The following is a 22,420-nucleotide window of genomic DNA, read 5'->3' as shown; positions in this document are numbered from 1 at the left end:
CGCGAACCCGGAGCCCGAACCGATGCCGTTCGTCCCGCTGACCGCGGCAGGATAGACAGATGACGTTCGAGTCAGTCGACGAATACATCGCGTCGTTCCCCGCAGAAGTCCGCGAGGTACTCGAAGAGGTACGCCGCACCATCCACGCTGCCGTACCCAACGCAGCCGAAAAGATCAGCTACCAGATGCCAACCATCACCCTCGACGGCACACCCCTGCTCCACTTCAGCGCCTGGAAAACCCACATCGCCATCTACCCCATCCCACCCACCGACGAGCCCCTCACCGCAGCCCTCGCCCCCTACCGCTCCGGCAAAGGCACCCTCAAATTCCCCCTCGACAAACCCATCCCGTACGACCTCATCACCCGCGTGACCGAGGCGTTCGTGCGTCAGCGGTAGGCGGGGGCGATCGCCTGGGCGAGCGCGAGGACCGAAGCCGTCCGCAGCACGCTGCCCGGCGTCCCGGTCACCTCGAGGTACGCACCGTTCTTGGTGCGGAAGAGCAGTATGCCGTTGGACTGCTGCCAGCCTTCGGCGCCGACGTTCACTCGGCGCGCCCATCCCGCCGACGCTCCGTCTTTGATCTGATTGAAGTCGAGGACGCTGCTGGGTCGCACCGCGGCCGACCGCGTTGCTGTACCCCACCGACATGTCAGGTGACCGTCGACGAGAGCGTCTCGCCGGAGGACGGTCCTCGAGCCCAGCATCCGCTCGGCTGCAGCGGTTCCGCGGCTGCACTCGGGGCGGGTGACCATGGCCGAGGCCGATGGCAGCTCGCCGGGTAGCTCGGTGATCGTCCGGGCGATCGACCGGAGTTCGTCGAGGGTGCCGGCGCCATCGTTCACCACGCGCAGCCTGATCAGCCGGCCGCCGCTGCGGACTACGAGCCAGGGAGCGGCTGCGGCCGGGTTGAGCGCCCACGATCCGGGCCCGACGCCACCGTCGATGACTTTCGCGGCGTACCAGCCTGCCACGGATGCTGCGTCGCTCTGTCGGAGCGCCGCGGATTGCGCGTCGGTCACCGGTGTTGCCGAGAGCGCGATTTGGATCTGGTGGGCCTTCTGCGCTGTGTCGGTGAGCAGGCAGGCGTCGGACAGCGGTGCGTAGACCCTGGGCTCTGGAGGGCCGATCGTCCAGGTGCCGGTGAGCTTGGGTTGCACGCGCTCGCACAGGTTGCCGACCGCCGCCGGTGCCGTGGTTGGCGTCGGTTCGGTCTGCTTGGTTGTGGTGGCGCTGCAGCCAACGAGCGGTATCAGCAGGATGGTGGCGATGACCGCTCGACCGCGCATGGATGTGTCCTCCCCAGGAAAGTGGTTGGAGCTTAGAGGAGGGCTCGGGGGTCTGGGGTGGGTGGGCGGGTGAGGGTCCAGTCGTTGAAGCTCTTGTCGAAGCGGTACCAGAGGTTGTCTTTGCCTAGGCGGAGTTGGAGTTTGGCCTTGGTTACTCGGTTGGCTTCGGTGGTGGCTTGGGGGAGGGCTTCTAGGGCTTCGGTCAGGGCTTCGGGGTCTACGTCGTGGGGGTCGTCAACAGTGACGGCCAGGCCGCCGGGGCCGGCTTGGCGCCAGGCGGTGGCCCAGGTGGTGAGTTGGCGGGCGGAGATGCCGGCTCGGTGCGCTAGGTCGGCGAGTTCCGGCGTACCGAGGAGGTGTGCGGCTCGGCGGGCTAGGTCCTGCTCGTAGGTGAGTGCCTGGGTGGGGTCGCCGGAGGCCAGTTCCCAGGCTCGGCGGGCGGCGTCGGTGGCGAGGGCGATGAGGTCGCGTACGTCGACGCCGGAGGATCGCGGTGGGTCCAGAACCTTCACCGCAGCGGGCACACCAGGCGCGCCCAGCGGCCGAGGCGGCACCGGCACAGGAACCACACCTGCACCCGCGCCCGGTGAGGTTGGCAGGTGGCGGGCGAAGGCTGCTATGGCGGGGATGCCTGCTGGTGCGGGAGTGCGGGGTGGAGCTGGTGCGCTGGTGTTGCCGGTGCGGCGGGAGCGGAGGGTGGAGAGGAGTTCGTCTTTGCGGCGGCCGCGGAGCAGGAGTAGCGCGAAGGGATCGTCGTCCAGCGCGTCCGCCACCAGGTAACAAACGGCCGCGGAATGCTTGCACGGTACGGCGAAGTCCGGGCAGCTGCAGTTCGTCAGCACCTCGCCTGCGCCGGGCAACAGGTCCAGCCCGGCCGCCTGGACGTCCTCCACGACCTCCGGCGGCAACTCCCCGTCGAGCAGCGCCGCGACGCGCCCGATCTGCGCCGACACAACGTCGAGTACGGCGTCCCACTCGGCCGCGGAGAACGCGCGGATCCGGACCGTCACCTGGTACGGCGTGACGCGGCTGCCCTGCACCACCGCCTCGACCTCGCCCGGGCTGACCGTCAGCTCCAGCACACTGCCGCGTCGCGCATACGACCGCCCGCGCGACAGCCGGCCAGGATCGAGCCGTGCCCGCTGCTCGAGCGCCTCCAACCAGGCTCGCCCCCACCACGTCGCCCCGAACGACCGCCGGCTCCCCGCGCCCTTGGCGGCCGGCAACCCCGCATCCTCCCGACTCCGCCACCACGCCGGCCCCGCCGCAGCCGGCCTGTTCTCGTCAGGCATCGGATTTCCCAACAGCAGAAGGGTTGTAGGCACTCGCCGACCCGGATCGCACCGGCCCGGTCGACAGTTCGACGAGCTCGGTCAGCTCCGCGTCCGACAGCTCGCTCAACCACGCCTCGCCCGACCCGACGACCGCGTCCGCGAGGTCGCGTTTCGCGTTGATCACCGTGGCGATCCGGTCCTCGAGCGTGTTCTCGGTGACGAGCCGGTGGACCTGCACCGGCCGGTCCTGACCGATCCGGTACGCGCGGTCCGTCGCCTGGTCCTCGACCGCCGGGTTCCACCAGCGGTCGTAGTGCACGACATGCGTGGCCTGGGTCAGCGTCAGCCCGACCCCGCCGGCCTTCAGCGACAACAAGAACACCGGCGCCTCGCCCGACTGGAACTGCTCCACCATCTGCTCGCGCTTCCGCACCCCGATGCCGCCGTGCAGGAACAGCGTCTTGACCTGCCGCGCCGCCAGATGCGCCTCGATCAGCCGGCACATCTCGACGTACTGACTGAAGATCAGCACCGACTCGCCCTCGGCCAGGATCACGTCGAGCAGCTCGTCGAGCGCCGCGAGCTTGCCGGATCGCCGCTCGAGCGGACCGGGCTCGTGCAGGAACTGCGCCGGATGGTTGCACACCTGCTTCAGCTGCGTGAGCAGGCTCAGCACCAGCCCGCGCCGCGCGATGCCCTCGGCTTCCTCGATCTTCGCGAGCGTTTCCTTCGCGACGGCCTGGTAGAGCGTGGCCTGCTCGGTGGTCAGCGGTACGACGACGTCGTGCTCGGACTTCTGCGGCAGCTCCGGCGCGATCCCCGGGTCGCTCTTCCGCCGGCGCAGCAGGAACGGCCGCGTCACCCGACCGAGCCGAGCGGTCGCCTCGTCGTCGTGGAACCGCTCCACCGGTACGGCGACGTCGTGGCGGAACCTGTCGAGCGTGCCGAGCAGCCCCGGAGCCGCCCAGTCGAGGATCGACCACAGCTCGGAGAGCCGGTTCTCCACCGGTGTGCCGGTCAGGGCGATCCTGGTTGCCGATGGCAACGTCCGCAGGGCGCGGGCGGTGCGGGACAACGGGTTCTTCGCGTGCTGCGCCTCGTCCGCGACGGCGAGGCCCCACGCGATCTCACCGAGCACCCGGTGGTCCTGGCGCACTACGCCGTACGTCGTGAGCACGACCTCGTCGGGCGCGAGATCGCTGAGCGTCCGTCCCGGACCGTGGTAGCGGCGCGTCGGTACGCCGGGAGCGAACCGCCCGAACTCCCGCTCCCAGGTGCCGAGCAGTGTCGACGGGCAGACGACGACGGTCGGGCCGCGCCCCTGGAGCTGCAGGTGCAGCGCGATGACCTGGATCGTCTTGCCGAGGCCCATGTCGTCGGCCAGGCAACCGCCGAGACCGAGGTTGGCGAGCTGCGCCATCCACGCCACGCCGCGGCGTTGGTAGTCGCGCAGGGTCGCCTGGAGACCGGCAGGCTCGATGAACGGCGCCGGCTCCTCCGCCGTCCGCAGCCGCGCGAGCATCGCGGCCAGCGAACCGTCGGCATCGAACGGCACCAGCTCGCCGTCCACCTCGATGGTCCCCGTGAGCGCGGCGCCGAGGGCTTCGGCGCCGGTGAGCTTGCGGCTGGAACCATTGCGGAGACGCCGGACGAGGTCGTGGTCGACCCGGATCCAGCGGCCGCGCATGCGGATCATCGGGCGCTTGGCCTCGGCGAGCGCGGCGACCTCCGCCTCGGTCAGGTCCTGGCCGTCGAGCGTGGGACGCCAGCGGAACGCGACGAGCTCGGTGAGGCTGAAATCGGGGCCGGTCACGGCGCCGGGAGTCGGTGTCGCGACGGTCGCGCGGACGGCCAGTTCGCCGGCGAACAGCTCGGTCGGCCAGAGCACCTCGATGCCGGCGCCCTCCAGCGCCGTACTGCCCTCGGCGAGCTCTTCCAACGCGTCGTCGTCGATCGGGATGTCTTCCGGTGCGGCGTCACGCAGAGCCGAGCCGAGCGGCGGCCAGACCCGGGCGCCGCGGCGGAGCGCGAGGAGGAGGTCGGTCTCGGCGCGTTCGCCGAGGGCCGTGAGTACGGCGGCCGGGGCGTTCCACATGTCCGCGACGTCGACGAGCAGGCTCGGGTCCACGCCGCTGCGCAACTGCAGAACGGCCCGGAAGTCCGGCGCGTCTTCTGGCGGCTCGATGCGGAGGACGAGGCGGGTGCCGGCTTGCTCGGCCAGGGCGGTTTCGTCGAGCCAGGCCGTCGGGCCAGGGAGCTGTTTGGGATCGACGGCCGCGAACGGCGCCGCGCCGGGGCGTGCCGCGACAGCTGCGGCGGGAGTGCGGACGAGGGTATCCGCGAGCGCGTCCCAGAACGCGCGGACCAGATGCTCCGGCTCGATCAGCCGGACAGGGCGGGTGCCGTCGAGAGGCAGTGCATGACCGTACGCCGGCATTGCGGCGCTGAGGTTCCGCAGCCAGGCGTGGTCGAGCGGGTCGAGCGGCGCCACCCGCCACGCGCCGTACCCTTCCGGGCTCCGATACGGCACGAGCCGCCCGCGCCCGATCAGCACCAACCCAGCAAGACCCGCTGCGCGCCACGCCGCCCAACTAGTCGAGGCGTGCCCGCGGGCGTCGTCCTGCTCGGTCAGGCGGGTGAGTACTTCGTCCATGGACAGCAAGCGAGCGGGGACCGTCGTACGGCGAACTGTGGTGCCGCGGGGGAGGACCAACTCGACGGTCCCGTCGGCGGTTTCGCCCGCGCCGGCCAGGTCGCCGTACAGCGCCAGCCGGCCCGCGCGCGGCGGGTCGGCTGGCACGAAGACGGCGTCGAACATGCCCCGCACAGTACGCCCCGCCACCGACAGATCCGCCGCGCTCTGCAGCTCGACAGTACGTACAGGTCCACTAGCCGTTGATCGAGCCGGCTGGCAGGCGTGCGCGTGCTGCCAGTGGACGTATACGTACTGTCGAGCCGCCGGTTGGACTTGACCTGAACCAACGTTGAGGTTGCAGGCTCGGAGGCTCAGGCCGACAAACCCGGAGAGTGTGAATATGCGTGCAGCAGTAGTGACCGCGTTCGGTGGTCCGGACGTGATCGAGACCCGCGAGATCCCGGCTCCGGAGCCTGCCGCCGGGCAGGTGCTCGTCGAGGTCGGTGTCGCGGACGTGATCTTCGTCGAGACCGCGATCCGCCGGGGTGAGCACGGCGAGTTCTTCGACGTGCAGACGCCGTACGTCACCGGCAGCAACCTCGGCGGACGGGTCCGCGCGGTCGGCGCGGGCGTGCCGGCTGACTGGATCGGCAAGACCGTCGTGGGGCGGGGCGTGGCCTTCGGTGCTCATGCGGAGCTGGCGCTGACCACGACCAATCTGGTCGAGGTACCGCCCGAACTCGACCTGCGGACCGCGGTCGCGGTGTACGGCGACGGCTTCACGGCGCTCATGCTCGAAGAACTCGCGCCGTCGATGGCCGGGCAGGACGTACTGATCACTGCGTCCGCCGGTGGCATGGGCCTGCTGCTGATCCAGCTGGCACACCAGGCGGGAGCTCGCGTCATCGCGGCTGCCCGCGGCGACGAGAAGCTCGAACTCAGCCGTGCCCAGGGCGCCGACGTACTGATCGACTACGGCAGGCCGGGCTGGGAGAAATTGGTGCTGGAGGCAACGAACGGCGCCGGTGTCGATGTCGTGTTCGAGGGTGCCGGTGGCGAGCTGGGCGCGGCTGCGTTCAGTGTGGTGAAGGACGGCGGCTGGATCTCCGCGCATGGAGCGCCGAGTGGCAGTTTCGCGCCGTACGACGCTGCGGAGGTCGAGCGGCGCGGGCTCACGGTGAAGGGCATCATGGATCTGCGGGCGGACTCGACAACCACTGCGGTCACCGGGGCTGATGTGATCGCTCGTGCGGCCGCGGGGGATCTCAAGCCGGTCATCGACCAGGTGTTCGACCTCGACCACGTCGCCGACGCGCACCGGGCGCTCGAGAACCGCACGTTGCGCGGCAAGGCGCTGATCGAGGTCAGTCGCTGACGGTTTGCTCAGCAGCTTCGTCGGGCTGCAGGTCTTCGGAGTGGTTCGGGCGGGCGACCACGATCTGGTTCCGCCCGGACCGCTTGGCCCGCAGCAGCGCGTCGTCAGCGGCCAGGATCAGCTGGTCCATCGTGCTTGCCACGGCCGGGTAGACGGCCGCGCCGAACGAGGCCGGTACGCCGTCGAGCGTCGCCGTACCCCCGTCCGTCGTACTGACCGAGACCGTGAGCGTCACGAGCCGCTCTCTGATCCGCTCTGCGATCTCCAGCACCTCGGCCTCGAACGCACCCGGTAGCAGCACCGCCAGCTCGTCGCCACCGACCCGTGCAACCAGGTCGCCGTTCCGCACCTCCGCGCGGATCGCTTCCCCAGCAGCACGCAGAGCCTCGTCACCAGCAGGGTGACCGTAGGTGTCGTTGATCTCCTTGAACCTGTCCAGGTCCAGCATCAGCAGACCGACCGTACTGCGCAGTGTGTCGGCGCGAGCGAGCTCTGCAGGCACGGCGCTCGCCCAGTACGACGAGGTGGCCAGGCCGGTCTTGTCGTCGATGCCGGCGGCCCGCTGGTACTGCGGGAGCAGCAGGTCCCTGTGCAGCGCCAGGACCGTCACCATGAGCACCGGAACGACCCAGGGGTACGAGGACTGCACCGCAGCGATCGCTACGCCCAGACCGAGGCCGGCGCACACGACGATCTGGTCTGACAGCTCACCGAGTGCCTCACGCGCTGTGGCGTCCGGAGTGGACAGCAGGATCGCTCCGATGACCAGTGCGTAGTTCACCAGCCACCAGGTCGCGGCCGCCGCCATAACCACCAGGAGCGACCAGAAACCGGTAGGTACGCGCGGAGCGTCCAGCAGACCGCCCGCACGCAGTACGGCGGCCGCTGCGGCGCTGGCCAGGACGTATGTGGCGGTGGAGAAGACCTTGCGGTGCGCAACGGTCCGGCCGTACACGCGGAACCAGGAATAGGTGTATGCCAGTACGACCAGGGGGACGACCAACGACAGCGGGAGCAGCAGCAGAGCCGCGAAGATCCACAGGCACTTCAGGTTGGTGTGTGGCGAGGTGTTCGCCGCCAGCTCGCGCCGGCGCTCGATTCCGCGGGCGAACTCCAGGTGCAGGGTCGAGGCGGCGGCGAGGACGCCGAACGCCACCCATTCCGAATGGCGGACACCGGAATGCGGGCCGCTCAGCGTGCTCCGGACCGCGAGTGTGGTAATCGTCACCGCAATCAAATCAATCGCGAGCACATAAGTCAGCGCGGTCCTCGGCAACGACCAGAGCTTCCATTGCCGAGGTAGCACCCAGCTGCTCCGACCGATCAGAATCATCGTCTGCCTCACAAGCGGTCGATCTGAGCGGTTATGCGTTCATAGTAACGACCTGTTCACATCAGGTCACCCGGATGCCCGGGCCATTCCACCAGTTGGTCAGCACCAAGAAGGGTTGAAAATCATGCAGATCCCAGCCTTCCCGGCCTTCCCCGCCCGTACCGGCACCGACGGTCTCGGTGGCAACGACTGGTTCACCGGTGGCAACGACTGGTTCTCCGGCGGCGGAAACGACTGGTGACCGGCGGTACTTCTTTACCTCTTTCTTACACTTAAGAGAAATCGTTCACCGGCTAACGCCGAAGCCGACGAATTTACCGCACAGTAATTACCCACGGACTATGCCAATTACTATCCGTGGCATCCCACCTGCCGACAGTGATCGCAGCGGCGCATCAGTGCCAGTTCGGCAACGAATCGGGGACCCGGTGGCGCAGTATTTGGGTGAACGTTCTACTCTGGAGATCTCCGGTAGCGGGGTCTGGGCGGGGCGGCCCCGACCCTGCTACCGGAGCTCTTCTTTTCTGAGCCCCTCCGGTGGGCGGCGGCGCCGAAAACTGTCGGTGGCGCCCGGTAGCGTTCTCAGTGCCAGGGGCGGCTCCTGGACGTGCTTCCTTCTCCTTCACCAGGCCAAGTAGCGCGTCCGCTCTCCGCCCCTGGCGCCTTCCTGACTCACGTCTACCGGGGGAGACGCCGATGCCGGACCAACCAGCGGATCCGCGGGCTGCCGTCCTGCTGCGCCGCCGCCGGCTCGTCGCCGCCACCGCGCTCACTCCTCCGGTACGGCGCTCCGCCTGGCAGTGGCTGCGCCGGCCGCTCACGATCCAGGCGGGGCTGTCCGCGCTCCAGGCGGACCTGATCCAGCGCGGTCTCCTGCTCTCGGTCGGGCTGTACCGGCACTGCGCCTCGCTGTCAGCGCCCGCGCTGGCCGGTTTCGGCAGTGCGCTGCTCGACCTGCTCGACGCCGAGTCCGGGTTCGACGCCAAGCACACACCGTTGTTCCGGGGCTTCCCGGAGAGCGTGCCGGGCAACACCGAGACCTTCTACGTGAACCGGGTCTTCGCGCGCCTGCTGCAGGAGCCGGAGCAGCCGTGCGTGCTCTGCGGCGACACGACGTCCGTACATGCGGTCTCTCCGTGCGCCCATCTGGTCTGCCGCACGTGCTGGGACGGCAGCGACCTCAGCGCCTGTCCGTTGTGCCTGCGGCGCATCGACCCGAAGGATCCGTTCCTCAAGCCGTCGCAGGCCGAGGAGCCGCCGGCGCATGTCCGTTCGGATCGTCTGCGGCTGCTCTCGCTGGCCACGGCCGACTCGGTCCGCCAAACCGTCGGAGCCCTGCTGGCGCGGCGCGCGCCCTTGTCCGCGGCGGACCGCGCAGACCTGCAGGTGTTGCTCGACGGCGCGAGCTCGGCCTGGATTCCCGACGACATCCCGGTCCGCGAGACCCGTGCGTTGGTCATCGCGCACTTCCTGGCCGACGATCCCGAGCTGATCGATCGCGCCGACACCGCGACCGACGTACTGCGGCTGGTCTACGCCTTGATGGACGCCGATCCCGGGCTGCGGACGCCGCCGGCCCGGCGGAAGTCGTTGCCGCGGGCAACTCGACGGCTCGTGCTGGAGCGTCTGGACCGGCTGCCGGTCGAGACACTCGTGGAGGACATGCTGCGTCACGAGCGCGCCTGGAAGCGGATCGGGGAGAACCTGCATCCGTTCGAGTTCGCGACCCGCTTCCCGGTCGCCGCGCTGGCGTTCGCCGTCCTCCGTCGTACCGATCTGGATCTCGGAACGGCCGCCGGACGTGCGGTGGCGGGCGAGGTCTCGCGGCATCCGCTGGTGCGGGTGGAGAGCGGGCGGCTGGTGATGAGCACGTTCAGCTCCCGCGTCGAAGGTGCGTTCGCGCAGGGGCGTCCGGAGCAGGCTCTCGACCTGCTGCGGCAACGCCCGGGCGAGTTGGTACGCCGCCTTGTGCACCTGGCGCGGGCGCTTCCACCGGGGCAGCACGCGGAGCTCGTCGACGCTGTGACGACCGCGGTGTCGGACGTGTCGCCGGCTGTCATCACGGCCGCGCTGGGGCAGGTCCGGACGCCGCCGGGCGATCTGCGGTTGTTCTTCCCGCGCGGTGGGACCACGCGGATCTGGACGTCGGTCGACGACCGGGAGCCGTTGCCGACCGCGCTCGCGGCCGAGCTGTCCGGCGTGCTGACCGGGGAGATGTTGCGCCGGGCCACGGGACTGCCGCGCCTGCGCAGGGTGTTCCTGGACGAGGAGCTGTCCCGGATCGCCGCGCCGGGCTCGGAGCGGAACGCGTCGTCGAGCCTGCTGCGGATGACGCGGGGGAGCGCGGTGCCGATCCCGCAGGACGAGCTGCTGCGGCTGTTCCTGCACTGGGTCGAGCCGCGCGGGCGGCGGATCGATCTCGACCTGTCGGTGGCGGTGTTCGACGAGGAGTGGGCCTTCGTCGGCCTGTGTGACTACACCCGGCTGCGGTTCGACCAGGACGCGCTGGTGCATTCCGGCGATCTGACGTCGGCGCCGGGCCCCGACGGTTCGACGGAGTTCGTGGACATCGATCTGCGTGCGGTGCGCCGGGTGGGCGGCCGCTATCTGCTGCCGGTGGTGTTCAGCTACAACGACGTACCGTTCGACGAGTTGGAGCGCGGCTTCGTCGGTCTGCTGCGGCAACCGAGCGGGCTGTTCGATCCGGCGGCGGTCGAGGACCGCTTCGACCTGGCCGGCGCGGCGAAGATCCTGCTGCCGTTCGGTGTCGACCTGCGGACCAAGGAGCTGCGCTGGTACGACGTGAACCTCGGCGCGGCCGGACACGGCCACAACGTCGCGAGGTACGGCGGTCATCTCGGGCTGATGGCGGCGACGCTGGAGGAGGTGCACGGGTCGGGCGACCGGGTGAGCCTGTGGGAGATCTGCTGCTGGCACGCGGCGGCCCGGGCCGACGAGATCGCGGTCCGGTGCGCCGACGGGTCGGTCGTCGGCTACGTCCGGGACCCGGCCGAGGAGCTGGCGACGTTCGCCCGGCGGGTCGTCGCGCGGTTGGAGCCGGACCGGAGCTGGGACGAGGACGCGGCGAAACGGGCCGATTTCGTCGCGGTGCTGACCGGTGACCTCACGCCCCGCGCGGGCGCAGAAGTGTACGCGCTGCATCCGCGTCTGCTCGACGGCGCGAACCTGTCGCTGATCGACGCGCCGTACCTGCTGTCCGGTCTGGCCCCCGACTCCCGCGCGCGCGAGAGCCTCGGTGCGACGTCTCCGGCCCCCTGACCTGCGCTCGGGCGAGTCTGGGAGGAGCCTGAGAAGAAATTGACAATTCCGTGACGGACGCGCGGCCGGTGCTTTGGTCGGCTCCCGGGCAGGAGTACAACGGAATTGACGCGAAGGGAGCCACGAATGACGTACGACGTGGTGGTGCTCATCGAGCGGGAGATGAGCGAGGGCGACGCGCGCCGCGTTGCCGCCCTGCATGCAAAGCGCGAGGACACCGTGGACTACCACCTGCTGGTCTCCAGTCATCCGGAGAGCGGGTTCGGCGGTCCGATGGCGTTGCTGGGATCGACGTTCGCGGACGTGGCCGGTCTGACCGGCTCGGCGCCCGTGGTCGGCTCGGCGACGGTGGCGTCGGCGCGCATCAGCCCGCCGGCAACGGTTGACCGAGCACGGAGTCGAACACAGCGTGGAACACAGGGCGGACCACCGACGGCGACCCTCGCGGACCCGGCCGTCGATCTCGCCTCGGTGATCGAGCACAGCTCCCGGCAGCTTCGGGCGGCCAGCGGATACCCGGTGCACGTCTCCATCACCCACGGCGAGGTGCTGCTGGCGCTGATGCAGATGGTGAAGACCACCAAGAGCCAAGAGGTCGTGGTGGTCGCCTGGCCGGAGACCGCAGCATCATTCGTGTGCTCCGACTGGACCACCAAGGCACGCAAGCTCCTGAAGGTGCCCCGAGTCCGCATCCTCGAGCACGACACCTGATCTCAGCCGGGCGGCTGGTGCGGGAGCCGCACCTGGACCTTGGTCTCGCCTGGGCGTGACGTGATACCGATCGCGCCGCCGTGGTGTTCGGCGACGATCCGTTGCGCGATGTCGAGGCCCAGGCCGGTGCCCTTGCCGACGTCCTTGGTCGTGTAGAACGGCTCGAACGCGCGGGCCGCGACCTCCGGCGGCATCCCGGGACCGGTGTCGGCGATCTCGACGACGATCCGGTCGCCGTCGGCCAGGGTCGTGATCCGCAACGTGCCGGCGCCTTCCATCGCGTCGACCGCGTTGTCGATCAGGTTCGTCCACACCTGGTTCAGTTCGCCGGCGTACGCGTCGACCCGGGGTACGCCGGCGCCGTACGCGCGCACCACCTCGACCCCGTCGCGGAGCTTGTGCCCGAGCATCACGAGCGTGCTCTCGATCCCCTCGGTGACGTCGATCGTCTGGATCGAGCCGCGGTCCATCTGCGAGTACGAGCGGACCGCGGCGACCAGTTCGGTGATCCGCCGCGTCGACTCCTTCACCTCGCTGAGCAGCGTCGCGACGGACAACGTGCTGGCCACCCATTCGAGACCGGGTCCCAAGGCCTCGCCGAGTACGTCGGCCGCGCGCTCGCACCAGTCCACGCTCGTGCCGGCCGCGGCGAGCGGGGGCGCGATGAACCACGATCGCTCGACGTCGTGGTCGTCGAGCCAGTCCGCGATGGTGTTCTCGTGATCGGCGAGGTCCACCGGATCCGGTGCCGCCGTCCCTGAGCCGAGTTCGAGCCGCAACTCGTCGAGCGCGCTGAACTGAGCGGCCGTCACGTCGCCTTCCGCGAGACCGCGCAGCGCCGACAGCAGCGTGACGCACGCGGTGTCGAGTGCGCTGACCGAGCGTGCGGCAGCCGCGGCGGGGTTGTTGATCTCGTGGGCGAGCCCGGCCGCCAGCGTGCCGAGCGTGATCAGCGACTCGCGCTGCCGGGCGGTCGACTCGATCGCCCGCGCGGTCCCGTAGACGCCCTTGATCAGGTGCCCGGCGAGCGGGAACCAGTCGTCGATCCGTTCCCGCAGTACGTCGGCCGGCACCCGAAGGACCCGCCCTTCGGCGAGACCACGGCCGCTCGCCAGGTACAGGCCGTGCTCGTCCCACGCGCGGAACCCGCCGGCCCAGCGGCCCGGGACGTCCATCTTGCCCAGCACGGTGTCCTCGCGGCCGATCTTGCGGTGCAGCGAGATCGCGCCGTCGACGAGCACCCACCAGAAGTCGGCGGGTTCGCCCTCGTGGAACAGGTCGACGCCCCGCTCGATCGACACCTCGGTGCTGCCGTCGATCAGCTCGGTCAGCTGCGCATCGGTCAACCCGGCGAAGAGCGGGATCGCGTGCAGGTCTTCGGCGTACATCAGAAGGTCCTAGTCATCAGATCGTCGCAAGGTAGCGGTGAACGAGATAGATCGACATGGCGCCTTCGCCGACCGCGGACGCCACGCGTTTCATCGAGTCGAGCCGTACGTCGCCGGCCGCGAACACCCCCGGCACGCTGGTCTCCAGCGCGTACGGCGTCCTGGGCAGCGACCACCGGTTCTGCGCGATCAGATCCGGTCCCGTCACGACGAATCCCTTGGCATCGCGGACAACGGAGTCGCCGAGCCAGTCCGTCCGCGGGATCGCGCCGACGAAGATGAACAGCCAGCCGGCGAGCACCTCCTCGACCCGCCCGGAGGTGCGATCCGCGAGTGTCAGGGCCTCGAGATGACCGTCGCCGCGGCAGCCGACGACCTCGGTCCGGCACCGTACTTCGATATTCGCGGCCTGGGTGATCTTGTCGACGAGGTACCGCGACATCGAGCTCTCCAGCGTCTCGCCGCGGACCAGGAGGACGACGCGTTTGGCGTAGCGGGCCAGGTTGAGCGCCGCCTGCCCGGCCGAGTTCGCCGCGCCGACGACGTACACCTCATCGTCCTGGACCTGCCTGGCTTCGCTCGCGGTCGCGCCGTAGTACACGCCGCGGCCGGTGAGGTCGCCGAGGCCGTCGACGTCGAGGCTGCGGTACGAGACGCCGGTCGCGACGATCAGCGCGCGGGCCTCGATCTCACCGGATCCCTCGAGCAGTACGGCGTGCACGGGGCCGCGGGACTCGAGGCCGACGACAGAGCGCGCGAGCACCATCTCGGCGCCGAAGCGGGACGCCTGCGCGACGGCCCGCTGGGCGAGGTCGGAGCCGGTGAGGCCGCGCGGGAATCCGAGGTAGTTCTCGATCGCGGCGCTGAGCCCGGCCTGTCCGCCCGGTGCCTCGCGTTCGACGATCACCGTACTGAGGCCTTCGGATGCCGCGTAGACACCGGCCGCGAGTCCGGCCGGTCCGCCGCCGACGATGCAGACGTCGTACAGCGGTTGCTCGGCACGCGTGCGCAGACCGAGAGCAGAGGCGAGGTCGAGCGCGCTGGGGGAGCGGAGCGTGTCGCCTTCCGGGATCAGGACGAGCGGGAGGTCGTGGTCGGCGGCGTCGGCGAGCTCCCGCAGCCGCTGCCCTTCGGTGTCGCGCTCGACGTCGTACCAGCGGTACGGGACGTGGTTGCGGGCCAGGAACGTCTTGATGTCGTGCGCGCGGTCCGACCAGCGGTTGCCGACGACACGGACGTCGGAGGTGTGCTCGGGGTTGGCGTGCTGCCAGTCGCCGAGCAGGTCGTCGACGACCGGAAAGAGCTGGTCCTCGGGCGGGTCCCAGGGCTTGAGGAGGTAGTAGTCGAGGCCGATCTCGTTGATCGCGCGGATCGCCACGTCGGTGTCGGCGTACGCCGTGAGCAGCAGGTACTTCGCGTTCGGGGCCTGCTCGCGGGCGCGTTCGAGCAGCTCGATGCCGGTCATGCCGGGCATCCGCTGGTCGGTCGCGATCAAGGCGATCGGCTGGTTGCGCAGCGCAAGCTTGGTCAGCGCGGCGAGGGCCTGATCGCCCGAGGTCGCGCGGACGACCAGGTAGTCGTCGCCGTACCGCCGGCGCAGGTCACGGGAGATGGCCGCCGAGACCATCGGGTCGTCGTCGACCGTGAGAATCGCAGGTTTGCTCACGCTTGTGCCCCCCACAGCAGTGAACCGATCCCGTCAGAATGCCACGGGAATCACTCAGTCCTCTATGAGCGCTCGCAACGTTTCCTGCTCGGAGTCGGGTACGTACCCGGCGTAGTAGTCGAACATGTTCTGGCGGGCGATCCGGGCCGCGGCGTGGCCGTTGCCGGTGCGGATCGCGTCGACCACCTCGGCGTGGTGGTGCAGCGACTCGAGCATCAGGGCGCGGCTGTTGGCGGCGTGCGCGACCTTGTCGGCGATCAGTCCGAGGACGACGCCGCGGACGACCTCGTTACAGGTCTGGATCAGCGAGTTCCGGCTGATCCGCGCGATCAGTTCGTGGAACGCGAGATCGGCCTCGCTGAACGCGGCGAAGTCGACGTCGATCGCGTCCCGCATCGCGACCAGGGTCGCCTCCAGGTCGTCCAGTTCCTCGGGAGTCCGTAGCCGGGACGCGACCTGGATCGCGGCGCCGTCCATGATCATCCGGAAGCCGATCAGCTCGCTCAGGGTCAGCTCGTCGACCCGGGCCAGCCGCGCCACCTGCTTGCGCAGCGCGGACGAGGAGAACGGCAGGATCTCCGGGCCGTTCGGATCACCGGGCCGGGACCGGACCACGCCGTTGCTCTCCAGCACCCGCAGCGCCTCGCGAACGGTCGACCGGCTGACCTCGAACTGGGCGACCAGTTCACGCTCGCTCGGCAGCCGCTGGCCCGGCGCCAGGTCACCGCGGGCGAGGGCGTCCTCGACCTGCTCGACGATCCGCTGGTAGGCGCGCACGGGTTGTACCGGCTCGAACTTCGGGCTCTTTGTCATTCCGGCACACCCCCATTCGCTTGACAGGCACCTGAGCAGGGGACAAACCTAGTGCCCCATTGAGACCTAGTCCACTGGTCAGACCAGTCGGCGCATCGGAGGAGTAGACGTGAAGCCGTCGTTTTCCACTCGAGCGGTCGCATTCCTCGCGTCCGCCGCGCTGCTGGCCGTGACAGCCTGCTCGGCCGGATCCGGTACGTCGTCCGGCAGCTCCCCGGGCGGTGACCAGAACCTGTCGATCGGTCTGGTCGCGGAGCCCGCCAGCCTGGACTTCACCACGACGGACGGCGCCGCGATCCCGCAGGTACTGCTCGGGAACGTGTACGAGACGCTGGTCAAACAGGACGACTCCGGCAAGATCGTGCCGTCGCTCGCGAAGTCGTGGACGGTGTCGCCGGACCGCAAGACGTACACGTTCGACCTGGTCGACAACGCGAAGTTCACCAACGACAAGCAGTTCACCGCGAACGACGCGGTGTTCAGCATCAACCGGGTGAAGACCGCGTGGACGACCTCGCTGAAGGCGGCGATGGACGTGGTCTCCCAGGCCAAGGCGCTGTCCCCGACCCAGTTGCAGGTCACGCTGACGAAGCCGAGCAACGACTGGCTGTTCCGGATGACGACCCGGATCGGCGCGATGTTCTCGGAGAGCGGTGTCAGCGCGCTCGCGACCGCACCGGTCGGCTCCGGCCCGTTCAAGTTCTCGAAGTGGAACCGCGGCGACTCGATCGTGATGGTCCGCAACGACAGCTACTGGGGCGCCAAGCCGTACTTCCAGCAGGTCACGCTGAAGTACTTCAAGGACGCGACCGCGCTGAACAACGCGCTGCTCACCGGAACGATCAACGTGATCGGCACGGTGCAGGCGCCGGAGGCCCTCAGCCAGTTCACCAGCAACGACAAGTACCAGGTGATCGAGGGCACGACGAACGGCGAGGTCCTGCTGTCCTTCAACAACTCGCTGCCGCTGTTCAAGGACGTCCGGACCCGGCAGGGGATCCGGATGGCGATCGACCACAAGGCGTTGCTCGACACCTGCTGGGCCGGTCGCGGCAAGCTGATCGGCAGCATGGTCCCGCCGACCGACCCGTGGTACGAGGACCTGACCGGAGTCGCGCCGTACGACCTGGCCAAGGCGAAGTCGTTGCTGCAGGCCTCCGGGGCGGCCGGCAAGACGCTCCGGCTCCGGCTCCCGACGTTGCCGTACGCAACGTCCTGCGGCCAGGTGGTGAAGAGCCAGCTGGAGCAGGCCGGGCTGAAGGTGGCGATCGACCAGCTCGAGTTCCCGGCGGCGTGGCTGACGACGGTGTTCAAGAACGCCGACTACGACATGTCGATCATCGCGCACGTCGAGCCGCGCGACCTGGGCGCGGTGTTCAACGCGAAGTACTACACCCGGTACGACGACCCGACGCTGCAGGGCTACCTGGCTGCGGCGGACTCCGGTGACGAGGCCGCGCAGGTCGACAACATGAAGAAGGCGGCGCGCCGGCTGTCCGAGCAGGCCGCGGGCGACTGGCTGTTCCTGCTGCCGAACCTGATGGTCGCCGACAAGAGCGTCAAGGGGCTGCCGACCAACGCGATCACCGAGAACTTCGATCTCTCCAAGCTCGCCCGATGATCCTCCGCCTGATCGAGCGCACCGGCGTGTTCTTGGTCAGTCTTGCGGTGAGCTCGATCCTGGTCTTCGCGTTCATGGCGGTGCTGCCCGGAGATCCCGCCCGGGTCGCGCTCGGGGTGAACGCGTCCGACGAGGCAGTGGCCGAACTGCGTCGGCAGTTCGGCCTCGATCGCCCGCTGCCGACGCAGTACTTCGACTGGCTGGGCGGACTGCTGCACGGTGATCTCGGTACGTCGTACGTGTCGAAGGTGGCGATCGGTCCGCAGGTGTTCGACCGGCTGCAGGTCACTCTGTGGCTGGTCGTCGCAGGCATGATCATCGCCCTGGCGGTCGCCGCTCCGGCCGGGACGGTGATGGCGGCGCGGCACCGCAAGATCTCCGGGCTGGCGCTCTCGGCGTTCTCCCAGGTCGGCGTCGCGGTTCCGGCGTTCCTGGCCGGGATCCTGCTGATCGTGGTGTTCGCGGTACGACTCGGCTGGTTGCCGGCCAACGGCTGGACACCGCCCGCACAGGACCCGGCGATGTTCGTGAAGCAACTGATCCTCCCCGCACTGTCACTCGGCCTGGTCCAAGGCGCCGTCCTCACCCGCTACGTCCGCAGCGCTGTGCTCGATGTCCTGCGCGAGGACTACCTGCGCACCGCCCGTGCCAAAGGCCTGCGTCCGTTCCAGGCCCTCTGGCGACACGGCCTCCGCAACGCCGCCGTACCGGTGGTGACCGTGCTCGGCCTGCAACTCGCCACGCTCCTGATCGGAGCGGTCGTCGTCGAGCGGGTCTTCGTGATCCCGGGCCTCGGCAGCCTCCTGCTCGACGGAGTGTCGAACCGCGACCTGCTGCTCGTCCAGGACGTGGTGATGGTCCTCGTGCTCGCCGTTCTGCTGGTCAACTTCCTCGTCGACCTGCTGTACGTCGCCCTCGACCCACGACTGAGGACGGCGTAGATGAAGCGACTGAACCCGAGCCTGATCGCCGGCGGCGTGATCGTCGCGGTGATCGTGCTGATGGCGCTGGTCTCGTTCGTCTGGACGCCGTACGACGCGACGCTGGTGACACCCGCCTCGCGGTTGCTGGAGCCGTCGTGGTCGCACTGGTTCGGGACCGACAAGTTCGGCCGGGACGTGCTCAGCCAGATCATGGTCGGCTCGCGGACGACACTGTTCGTCGGTGTCGTCGCGGTCGGTGTCGCCGCGGTCATCGGCGTACCGCTGGGAATCCTGGCGGCGATGGTGCGGCGGTGGCCGAGTGAGGTGATCATGCGGGCCAACGACCTGTTGCTCGCGTTCCCGGCGTTGCTGCTGGCGATCATGTTCGGTGCGGTGTTCGGGGCCAGCACGCTGACCGCGATGGTTGCCATCGGCATCGCCTCGGTGCCGAGTTTCGCGCGGGTGATCCGCAGCGGCGCGCTGCAGGTGATGCGGACGGAGTACGTGCTCGCGGCGCGCGCGGCCGGCCGGCAACCGTTCCCGATCGCGCTGCGGCACGTCCTGCCGAACGTGACCAGCCTGATCACGGTGCAGGCCTCCGTGTCGTTCGCGATCGCGGTCCTGGCCGAGGCGGCGCTGTCGTTCCTCGGGTACGGAACGCCGCCGCCGACACCGTCCTGGGGCCGGATGCTGCAGGAGAGCCAGGAGTTCCTGTTCACCGCGCCGCGGCTGGCGATCTTCCCCGGGATCGCGATCGCGATCGCCGTCCTCGGCTTCAACCTGCTCGGCGACGGCCTCCGAGACCGCTTCGACCCGAAACTGGAGGACCGCCGGTGAACGACGTTCTGACTGTGCGCGGGTTGTCGGTGACGGTGCGGGATATGGCGCTGGTGTCCGATGTCGATCTGACGGTCGGGGCGGGGGAGCGGGTCGGGCTGATCGGGGAGTCGGGGTCAGGGAAGTCACTGACCGCGTTGAGCATTCTCGGGTTGTTGCCCGAGGACGTGCGGGCCGGTGGGTCGGTGCGGCTCGATGGTGTCGACCACGAACTGGTCGGCGCGGACGAGCGGCGGATGTCCCGGGTGCGCGGCCGCGACATCGCGATGGTGTTCCAGGAACCGATGACCGCGCTGAACCCGACCATGCGGGTCGGTGACCAGATCGCCGAGGCGATGCTCATCCACAAGACCCTGGCGAAACCTGCGGCCCGGACCGCCGCGGCCGACCTGCTCGACCGCGTGCAACTCCCGGCCGAGACCCTTCGCGCGTATCCGCACCAGCTGTCCGGTGGCCAACGGCAACGAGTCGTCCTGGCGCTCGCATTGGCCAACGATCCGGCCCTGCTGATCTGCGACGAGCCGACGACCGCACTCGATGTGACGGTCCAGGCTCTCGTCCTCGACCTGATCGTGCGCGGTGTCGTGGACCGGTCGTCCGCGCTGCTCTTCATCACCCACGACCTCGCCGTCGTCGCCACCGTCTGCGAACGAGTCCTCGTCATGTACGGCGGACGCGTCGTCGAGGCGGGCCCTGTCGCCGAGGTGTTCACGCGTCCCCGTCACCGCTACACGGAAGGCTTGCTGGCGGCCTCCGACCTCGAAACCACGTCCCGTCGGCTCACCACGATCCCCGGCAACGTACCGCCCGCCGGCCGGTTCCCGTCGGGCTGCGTCTTCCGGACCAGATGCGCGCACGCGACCGCGCTCTGCGAGGAGACACCACCGTGGACAGGCTCCGAGACCGAGGGCTTCGCCTGCCATCACCCGGCGGGGGTGGGTAATGACTGAGCACATCCCGACGACGCATGAGCTGGAGACGCCGACGGCGATCCAGGTGGTCGATCTCGTGCGCGACTACCCCCGCCCGCGGACCTCGTTGTTCCAGCCGGCCCCCGTTGTGCACGCGCTGCGCGGCGTAAGCCTGGAAGTCAAGCAGGGCGAGCGTTTCGGCATCGTCGGCGAATCCGGCTGCGGCAAGTCGACGCTGCTGCGCCTGATCGCCGCACTCGACCGGGCCACCTCCGGGCACGTGATCGTCGAGGACACCGACATCACCCGGCTCCCGGAACGCCGGCTGCGGTCGCTGCGCGAGAACCTGCAGCTCGTGTTCCAGGATCCGATGAGCTCGCTCGACCCGCGGATGCGGGTCCGCGACATCATCGCCGAACCGCTGGTCGTTCAGGGCCATCCGGCGTCGGGAGAGCGCGTTCGCGAGTTGCTCGAAGCCGTCGGTCTCTCCGCGGATGCCGGCGACCGGTACCCGCACCAGTTCTCCGGCGGCCAGCGGCAGCGCATCTCGATCGCCCGCGCCCTCGCCCCGCGCCCGCGGATCCTGATCGCGGACGAGCCGGTGAGCGCGCTCGACGTGTCCGTCCGCGCCCAGGTCCTGAACCTGATCTCGGACCTGGTCGACGAACTCGACCTCACGCTCGTGTTCGTCTCGCACGACCTGTCCGTGGTGAAACACGTCTGCGACCGCGTGGCCGTGATGAACGCCGGCCAGATCGTCGAGACGGGCTACACCGGTGACGTGTACGCCGCCCCGCAGCATCCGTACACGCAGCGCCTGGTCTCGGCCATCCCGACGCTCCAAAGAGCGCTCTCCGGTGCGACCACCGCCGACCTACTCGCGAAGGGGGAATCAGCGTGAAGATCCAGCTCGGCAGCGGCGAGACGATCACGATGCCGTCCGGCCTGCCGATCGGCGAGACGTGGGTCGAGGCACCTTCGACCGCTCAGGTGATCTTCCCGTACGACGGTTCGACCGTGGCGCATGCACCGGTCGGGGACGTCGACCTCGCTCATGCGGCGCTCGAGAACGCGCTCGCCGTACGCGAAACGGTCGGCCGGTTACCGTCGTACCTGCGTCGGAACGTCTTGCAGAGCGTGCATTCCGCCGTACTCGCCAACCGGGACGCGTTCGTGGATCTGCTCGTGCTGGAGACCGGCAAACCGCTGGTCGACTGCCGGGTCGAGATCGATCGGACACTGCTCACGCTCGAGACCTCGGCGGAGGAAGTCGCCCGGCTGCACGGTGAGACGGTGCCGCTCGACCTGCTGCCGAGCGGCGAAGGACTGCAGGGTTTCTGGGTGCGCAAGCCGATCGGCGTGGTCATCGGGATCACCGGATTCAACTACCCGTTGCTGCTCGCCGCGCACAAGATCGCGCCGGCGTTCGCGGCCGGCTGCCCGATCATCGTGAAGCCCGCACCGCAGACGCCGCTCGCCACGCTCTGGCTCGCCCACCTGATGCGGTCCGCGCTCGCCGACGCGGGAGCACCGCAGAGCGCTCTCCAGTTGATCACGGGCGGCGCGGACGTAGGTGCCACGCTCACCACGGACGCTCGGATCGGCGCCGTCTCCTTCACCGGATCCGCGGCCGTCGGGCATCGCATCGCGCGCGACGCGGCGCCGACGAAGGTACTGCTCGAACTCGGGTCCAACTCCGCGCTCGTTGTTGCCGCGGACGCCGACCTGGACGCGGCCGCCGACGCGATCGTGCGCGGCGGGTACTACGCATCCGGCCAGGCCTGCATCTCGGTGCAGCGCGTGATCGCCGTCGAATCGGTGCGGGACGCGTTGCTGGACAAGCTCGGCGCGCGAATGCGCGGCGTGGTCGTCGGCGATCCGCGTGATCCGGTCACCCGGGTATCCGCGCTCATCAACCCGGCGTCGACCGATCGCGTGCGGCAATGGGTCGGCGACGCGGTCCATGCCGGCGGATCGATCGCGTACGAGGCCCCTGGCGACGTACTCGGGCCGATCGTGCTGACCGACGTACCGGACGGGCTGCCGGCGTGGGACGAGGAGATCTTCGGGCCGGTGATCGCGGTGCGGTCGGTGCCGGACGTGGAGAGCGCGCTCCGTGTGGTCAACGAGACCCGGTACGGGCTGCATGCGAGCGTGTTCACGTCCTCGCTCGAGACGGCGTTCGCGGCGATCGATCGGCTCGACGTCGGGGGCGTGGTGATCAACGACGTGCCCGGGTTCCGCTCCGACGTGATGCCGTACGGCGGCGTGAAGGACTCCGGTACGGGACGTGAAGGCCCGCGGTTCGCGATCGAGGAACTCACCACGACCCGGATGGCCATCATCCGCCCGCGCCCATGAAT

Annotated in this window: 17 protein-coding genes; 10 read left to right on the top strand and 7 right to left on the bottom strand. The window is 69.4% G+C overall.

Features of this window, described 5'->3' with window-relative positions; genetic code table 11:
• Positions 1-59: 59 nt before the first annotated feature.
• Entirely contained in the window at positions 60-401 is a 342-nt protein-coding gene (locus tag E0H92_RS43840) for an iron chaperone (protein WP_131500482.1), read from the top strand.
• Here E0H92_RS43840 and E0H92_RS43835 read toward each other — a convergent pair.
• From E0H92_RS43835 to E0H92_RS43825, 3 genes are read right to left on the bottom strand one after another with little or no spacing between them, the layout of a single operon-like run.
• A complete protein-coding gene (locus E0H92_RS43835; RefSeq protein WP_131500481.1) occupies positions 392-1,291 on the bottom strand; it encodes a hypothetical protein in 900 nt (299 codons plus the stop codon). The two genes, E0H92_RS43840 and E0H92_RS43835, sit on opposite strands and share 10 nt — an antisense overlap.
• Before the next feature lie 32 nt (positions 1,292-1,323).
• The gene (locus E0H92_RS43830) at positions 1,324-2,583 is read right to left on the bottom strand and encodes an SWIM zinc finger family protein (protein WP_131500480.1); all 1,260 of its coding nucleotides are present in this window, start codon (positions 2,581-2,583) and stop codon (positions 1,324-1,326) included.
• Positions 2,576-5,383 (bottom strand): DEAD/DEAH box helicase, encoded by a 2,808-nt coding sequence (locus E0H92_RS43825; RefSeq protein WP_131500479.1) that lies wholly within the window; start codon positions 5,381-5,383, stop codon positions 2,576-2,578. Before E0H92_RS43825 ends, E0H92_RS43830 begins: the two co-directional genes overlap by 8 nt.
• Positions 5,384-5,600: 217 nt before the next feature.
• On the opposite strand from E0H92_RS43825, the gene E0H92_RS43820 reads away from it, so the two are divergent.
• A complete protein-coding gene (locus E0H92_RS43820; protein ID WP_131500478.1) occupies positions 5,601-6,575 on the top strand; it encodes a zinc-binding dehydrogenase in 975 nt (324 codons plus the stop codon).
• On the opposite strand, the gene E0H92_RS43815 is transcribed toward E0H92_RS43820, so the two are convergent.
• Positions 6,565-7,803: a GGDEF domain-containing protein gene (locus E0H92_RS43815; RefSeq protein ID WP_238173854.1), complete on the bottom strand. Its 1,239-nt coding sequence runs from the start codon at positions 7,801-7,803 to the stop codon at positions 6,565-6,567. The genes E0H92_RS43820 and E0H92_RS43815 overlap by 11 nt on opposite strands.
• An 801-nt stretch (positions 7,804-8,604) precedes the next feature.
• Here E0H92_RS43815 and E0H92_RS43810 point away from each other — a divergent pair.
• Positions 8,605-11,187, top strand: coding sequence for an MXAN_6230/SCO0854 family RING domain-containing protein (locus E0H92_RS43810; protein ID WP_131500476.1), 2,583 nt, complete (start codon positions 8,605-8,607; stop codon positions 11,185-11,187).
• Positions 11,188-11,313: 126 nt separating this feature from the next.
• Entirely contained in the window at positions 11,314-11,898 is a 585-nt protein-coding gene (locus tag E0H92_RS43805; RefSeq protein WP_131500475.1) for a hypothetical protein, read from the top strand.
• Between the two features lie 2 nt (positions 11,899-11,900).
• Here E0H92_RS43805 and E0H92_RS43800 read toward each other — a convergent pair whose 3' ends face one another.
• From E0H92_RS43800 to E0H92_RS43790, 3 genes are read right to left on the bottom strand one after another with little or no spacing between them, the layout of a single operon-like run.
• On the bottom strand, positions 11,901-13,286 hold the full coding sequence (locus E0H92_RS43800; protein ID WP_131500474.1) for a sensor histidine kinase: 1,386 nt from the start codon (positions 13,284-13,286) through the stop codon (positions 11,901-11,903).
• Positions 13,287-13,302: 16 nt separating this feature from the next.
• Complete coding sequence (locus E0H92_RS43795) at positions 13,303-14,952, bottom strand: NAD(P)/FAD-dependent oxidoreductase (protein ID WP_131462860.1); 1,650 nt, start codon at positions 14,950-14,952, stop codon at positions 13,303-13,305.
• A gap of 54 nt (positions 14,953-15,006) precedes the next feature.
• Positions 15,007-15,765: a FadR/GntR family transcriptional regulator gene (locus E0H92_RS43790; protein WP_131462861.1), complete on the bottom strand. Its 759-nt coding sequence runs from the start codon at positions 15,763-15,765 to the stop codon at positions 15,007-15,009.
• A 109-nt stretch (positions 15,766-15,874) separates the two neighbouring features.
• Between E0H92_RS43790 and E0H92_RS43785 the strand changes: the two genes are divergently transcribed.
• From E0H92_RS43785 to E0H92_RS43760, 6 genes are read left to right on the top strand one after another with little or no spacing between them, the layout of a single operon-like run.
• Positions 15,875-17,386 (top strand): ABC transporter substrate-binding protein, encoded by a 1,512-nt coding sequence (locus E0H92_RS43785; RefSeq protein ID WP_131500473.1) that lies wholly within the window; start codon positions 15,875-15,877, stop codon positions 17,384-17,386.
• On the top strand, positions 17,383-18,327 hold the full coding sequence (locus tag E0H92_RS43780) for an ABC transporter permease (protein ID WP_131462863.1): 945 nt from the start codon (positions 17,383-17,385) through the stop codon (positions 18,325-18,327). The genes E0H92_RS43785 and E0H92_RS43780 overlap by 4 nt, the downstream gene beginning before the upstream one ends.
• Complete coding sequence (locus E0H92_RS43775) at positions 18,328-19,146, top strand: ABC transporter permease (RefSeq protein ID WP_131462864.1); 819 nt, start codon at positions 18,328-18,330, stop codon at positions 19,144-19,146. It begins immediately after the preceding gene.
• Positions 19,143-20,096 (top strand): ABC transporter ATP-binding protein, encoded by a 954-nt coding sequence (locus E0H92_RS43770; RefSeq protein WP_202874132.1) that lies wholly within the window; start codon positions 19,143-19,145, stop codon positions 20,094-20,096. Before E0H92_RS43775 ends, E0H92_RS43770 begins: the two co-directional genes overlap by 4 nt.
• Positions 20,089-20,958 carry an ATP-binding cassette domain-containing protein gene (locus E0H92_RS43765; protein WP_131296375.1) on the top strand — a complete coding sequence of 290 codons (870 nt, stop codon included), beginning with the start codon at positions 20,089-20,091 and terminating at the stop codon, positions 20,956-20,958. The genes E0H92_RS43770 and E0H92_RS43765 overlap by 8 nt, the downstream gene beginning before the upstream one ends.
• A complete protein-coding gene (locus tag E0H92_RS43760) occupies positions 20,955-22,418 on the top strand; it encodes an aldehyde dehydrogenase family protein (protein WP_238173853.1) in 1,464 nt (487 codons plus the stop codon). The genes E0H92_RS43765 and E0H92_RS43760 overlap by 4 nt, the downstream gene beginning before the upstream one ends.
• Positions 22,419-22,420: the final 2 nt, after the last annotated feature.

Source organism: Kribbella speibonae, from assembly GCF_004331375.1.
In the GTDB taxonomy this organism is placed as follows: Bacteria; Actinomycetota; Actinomycetes; order Propionibacteriales; family Kribbellaceae; genus Kribbella; species Kribbella sindirgiensis.
Note: the sequence above shows the minus strand (reverse complement) of the source record. Positions and strands in the feature narration are given on the sequence as shown.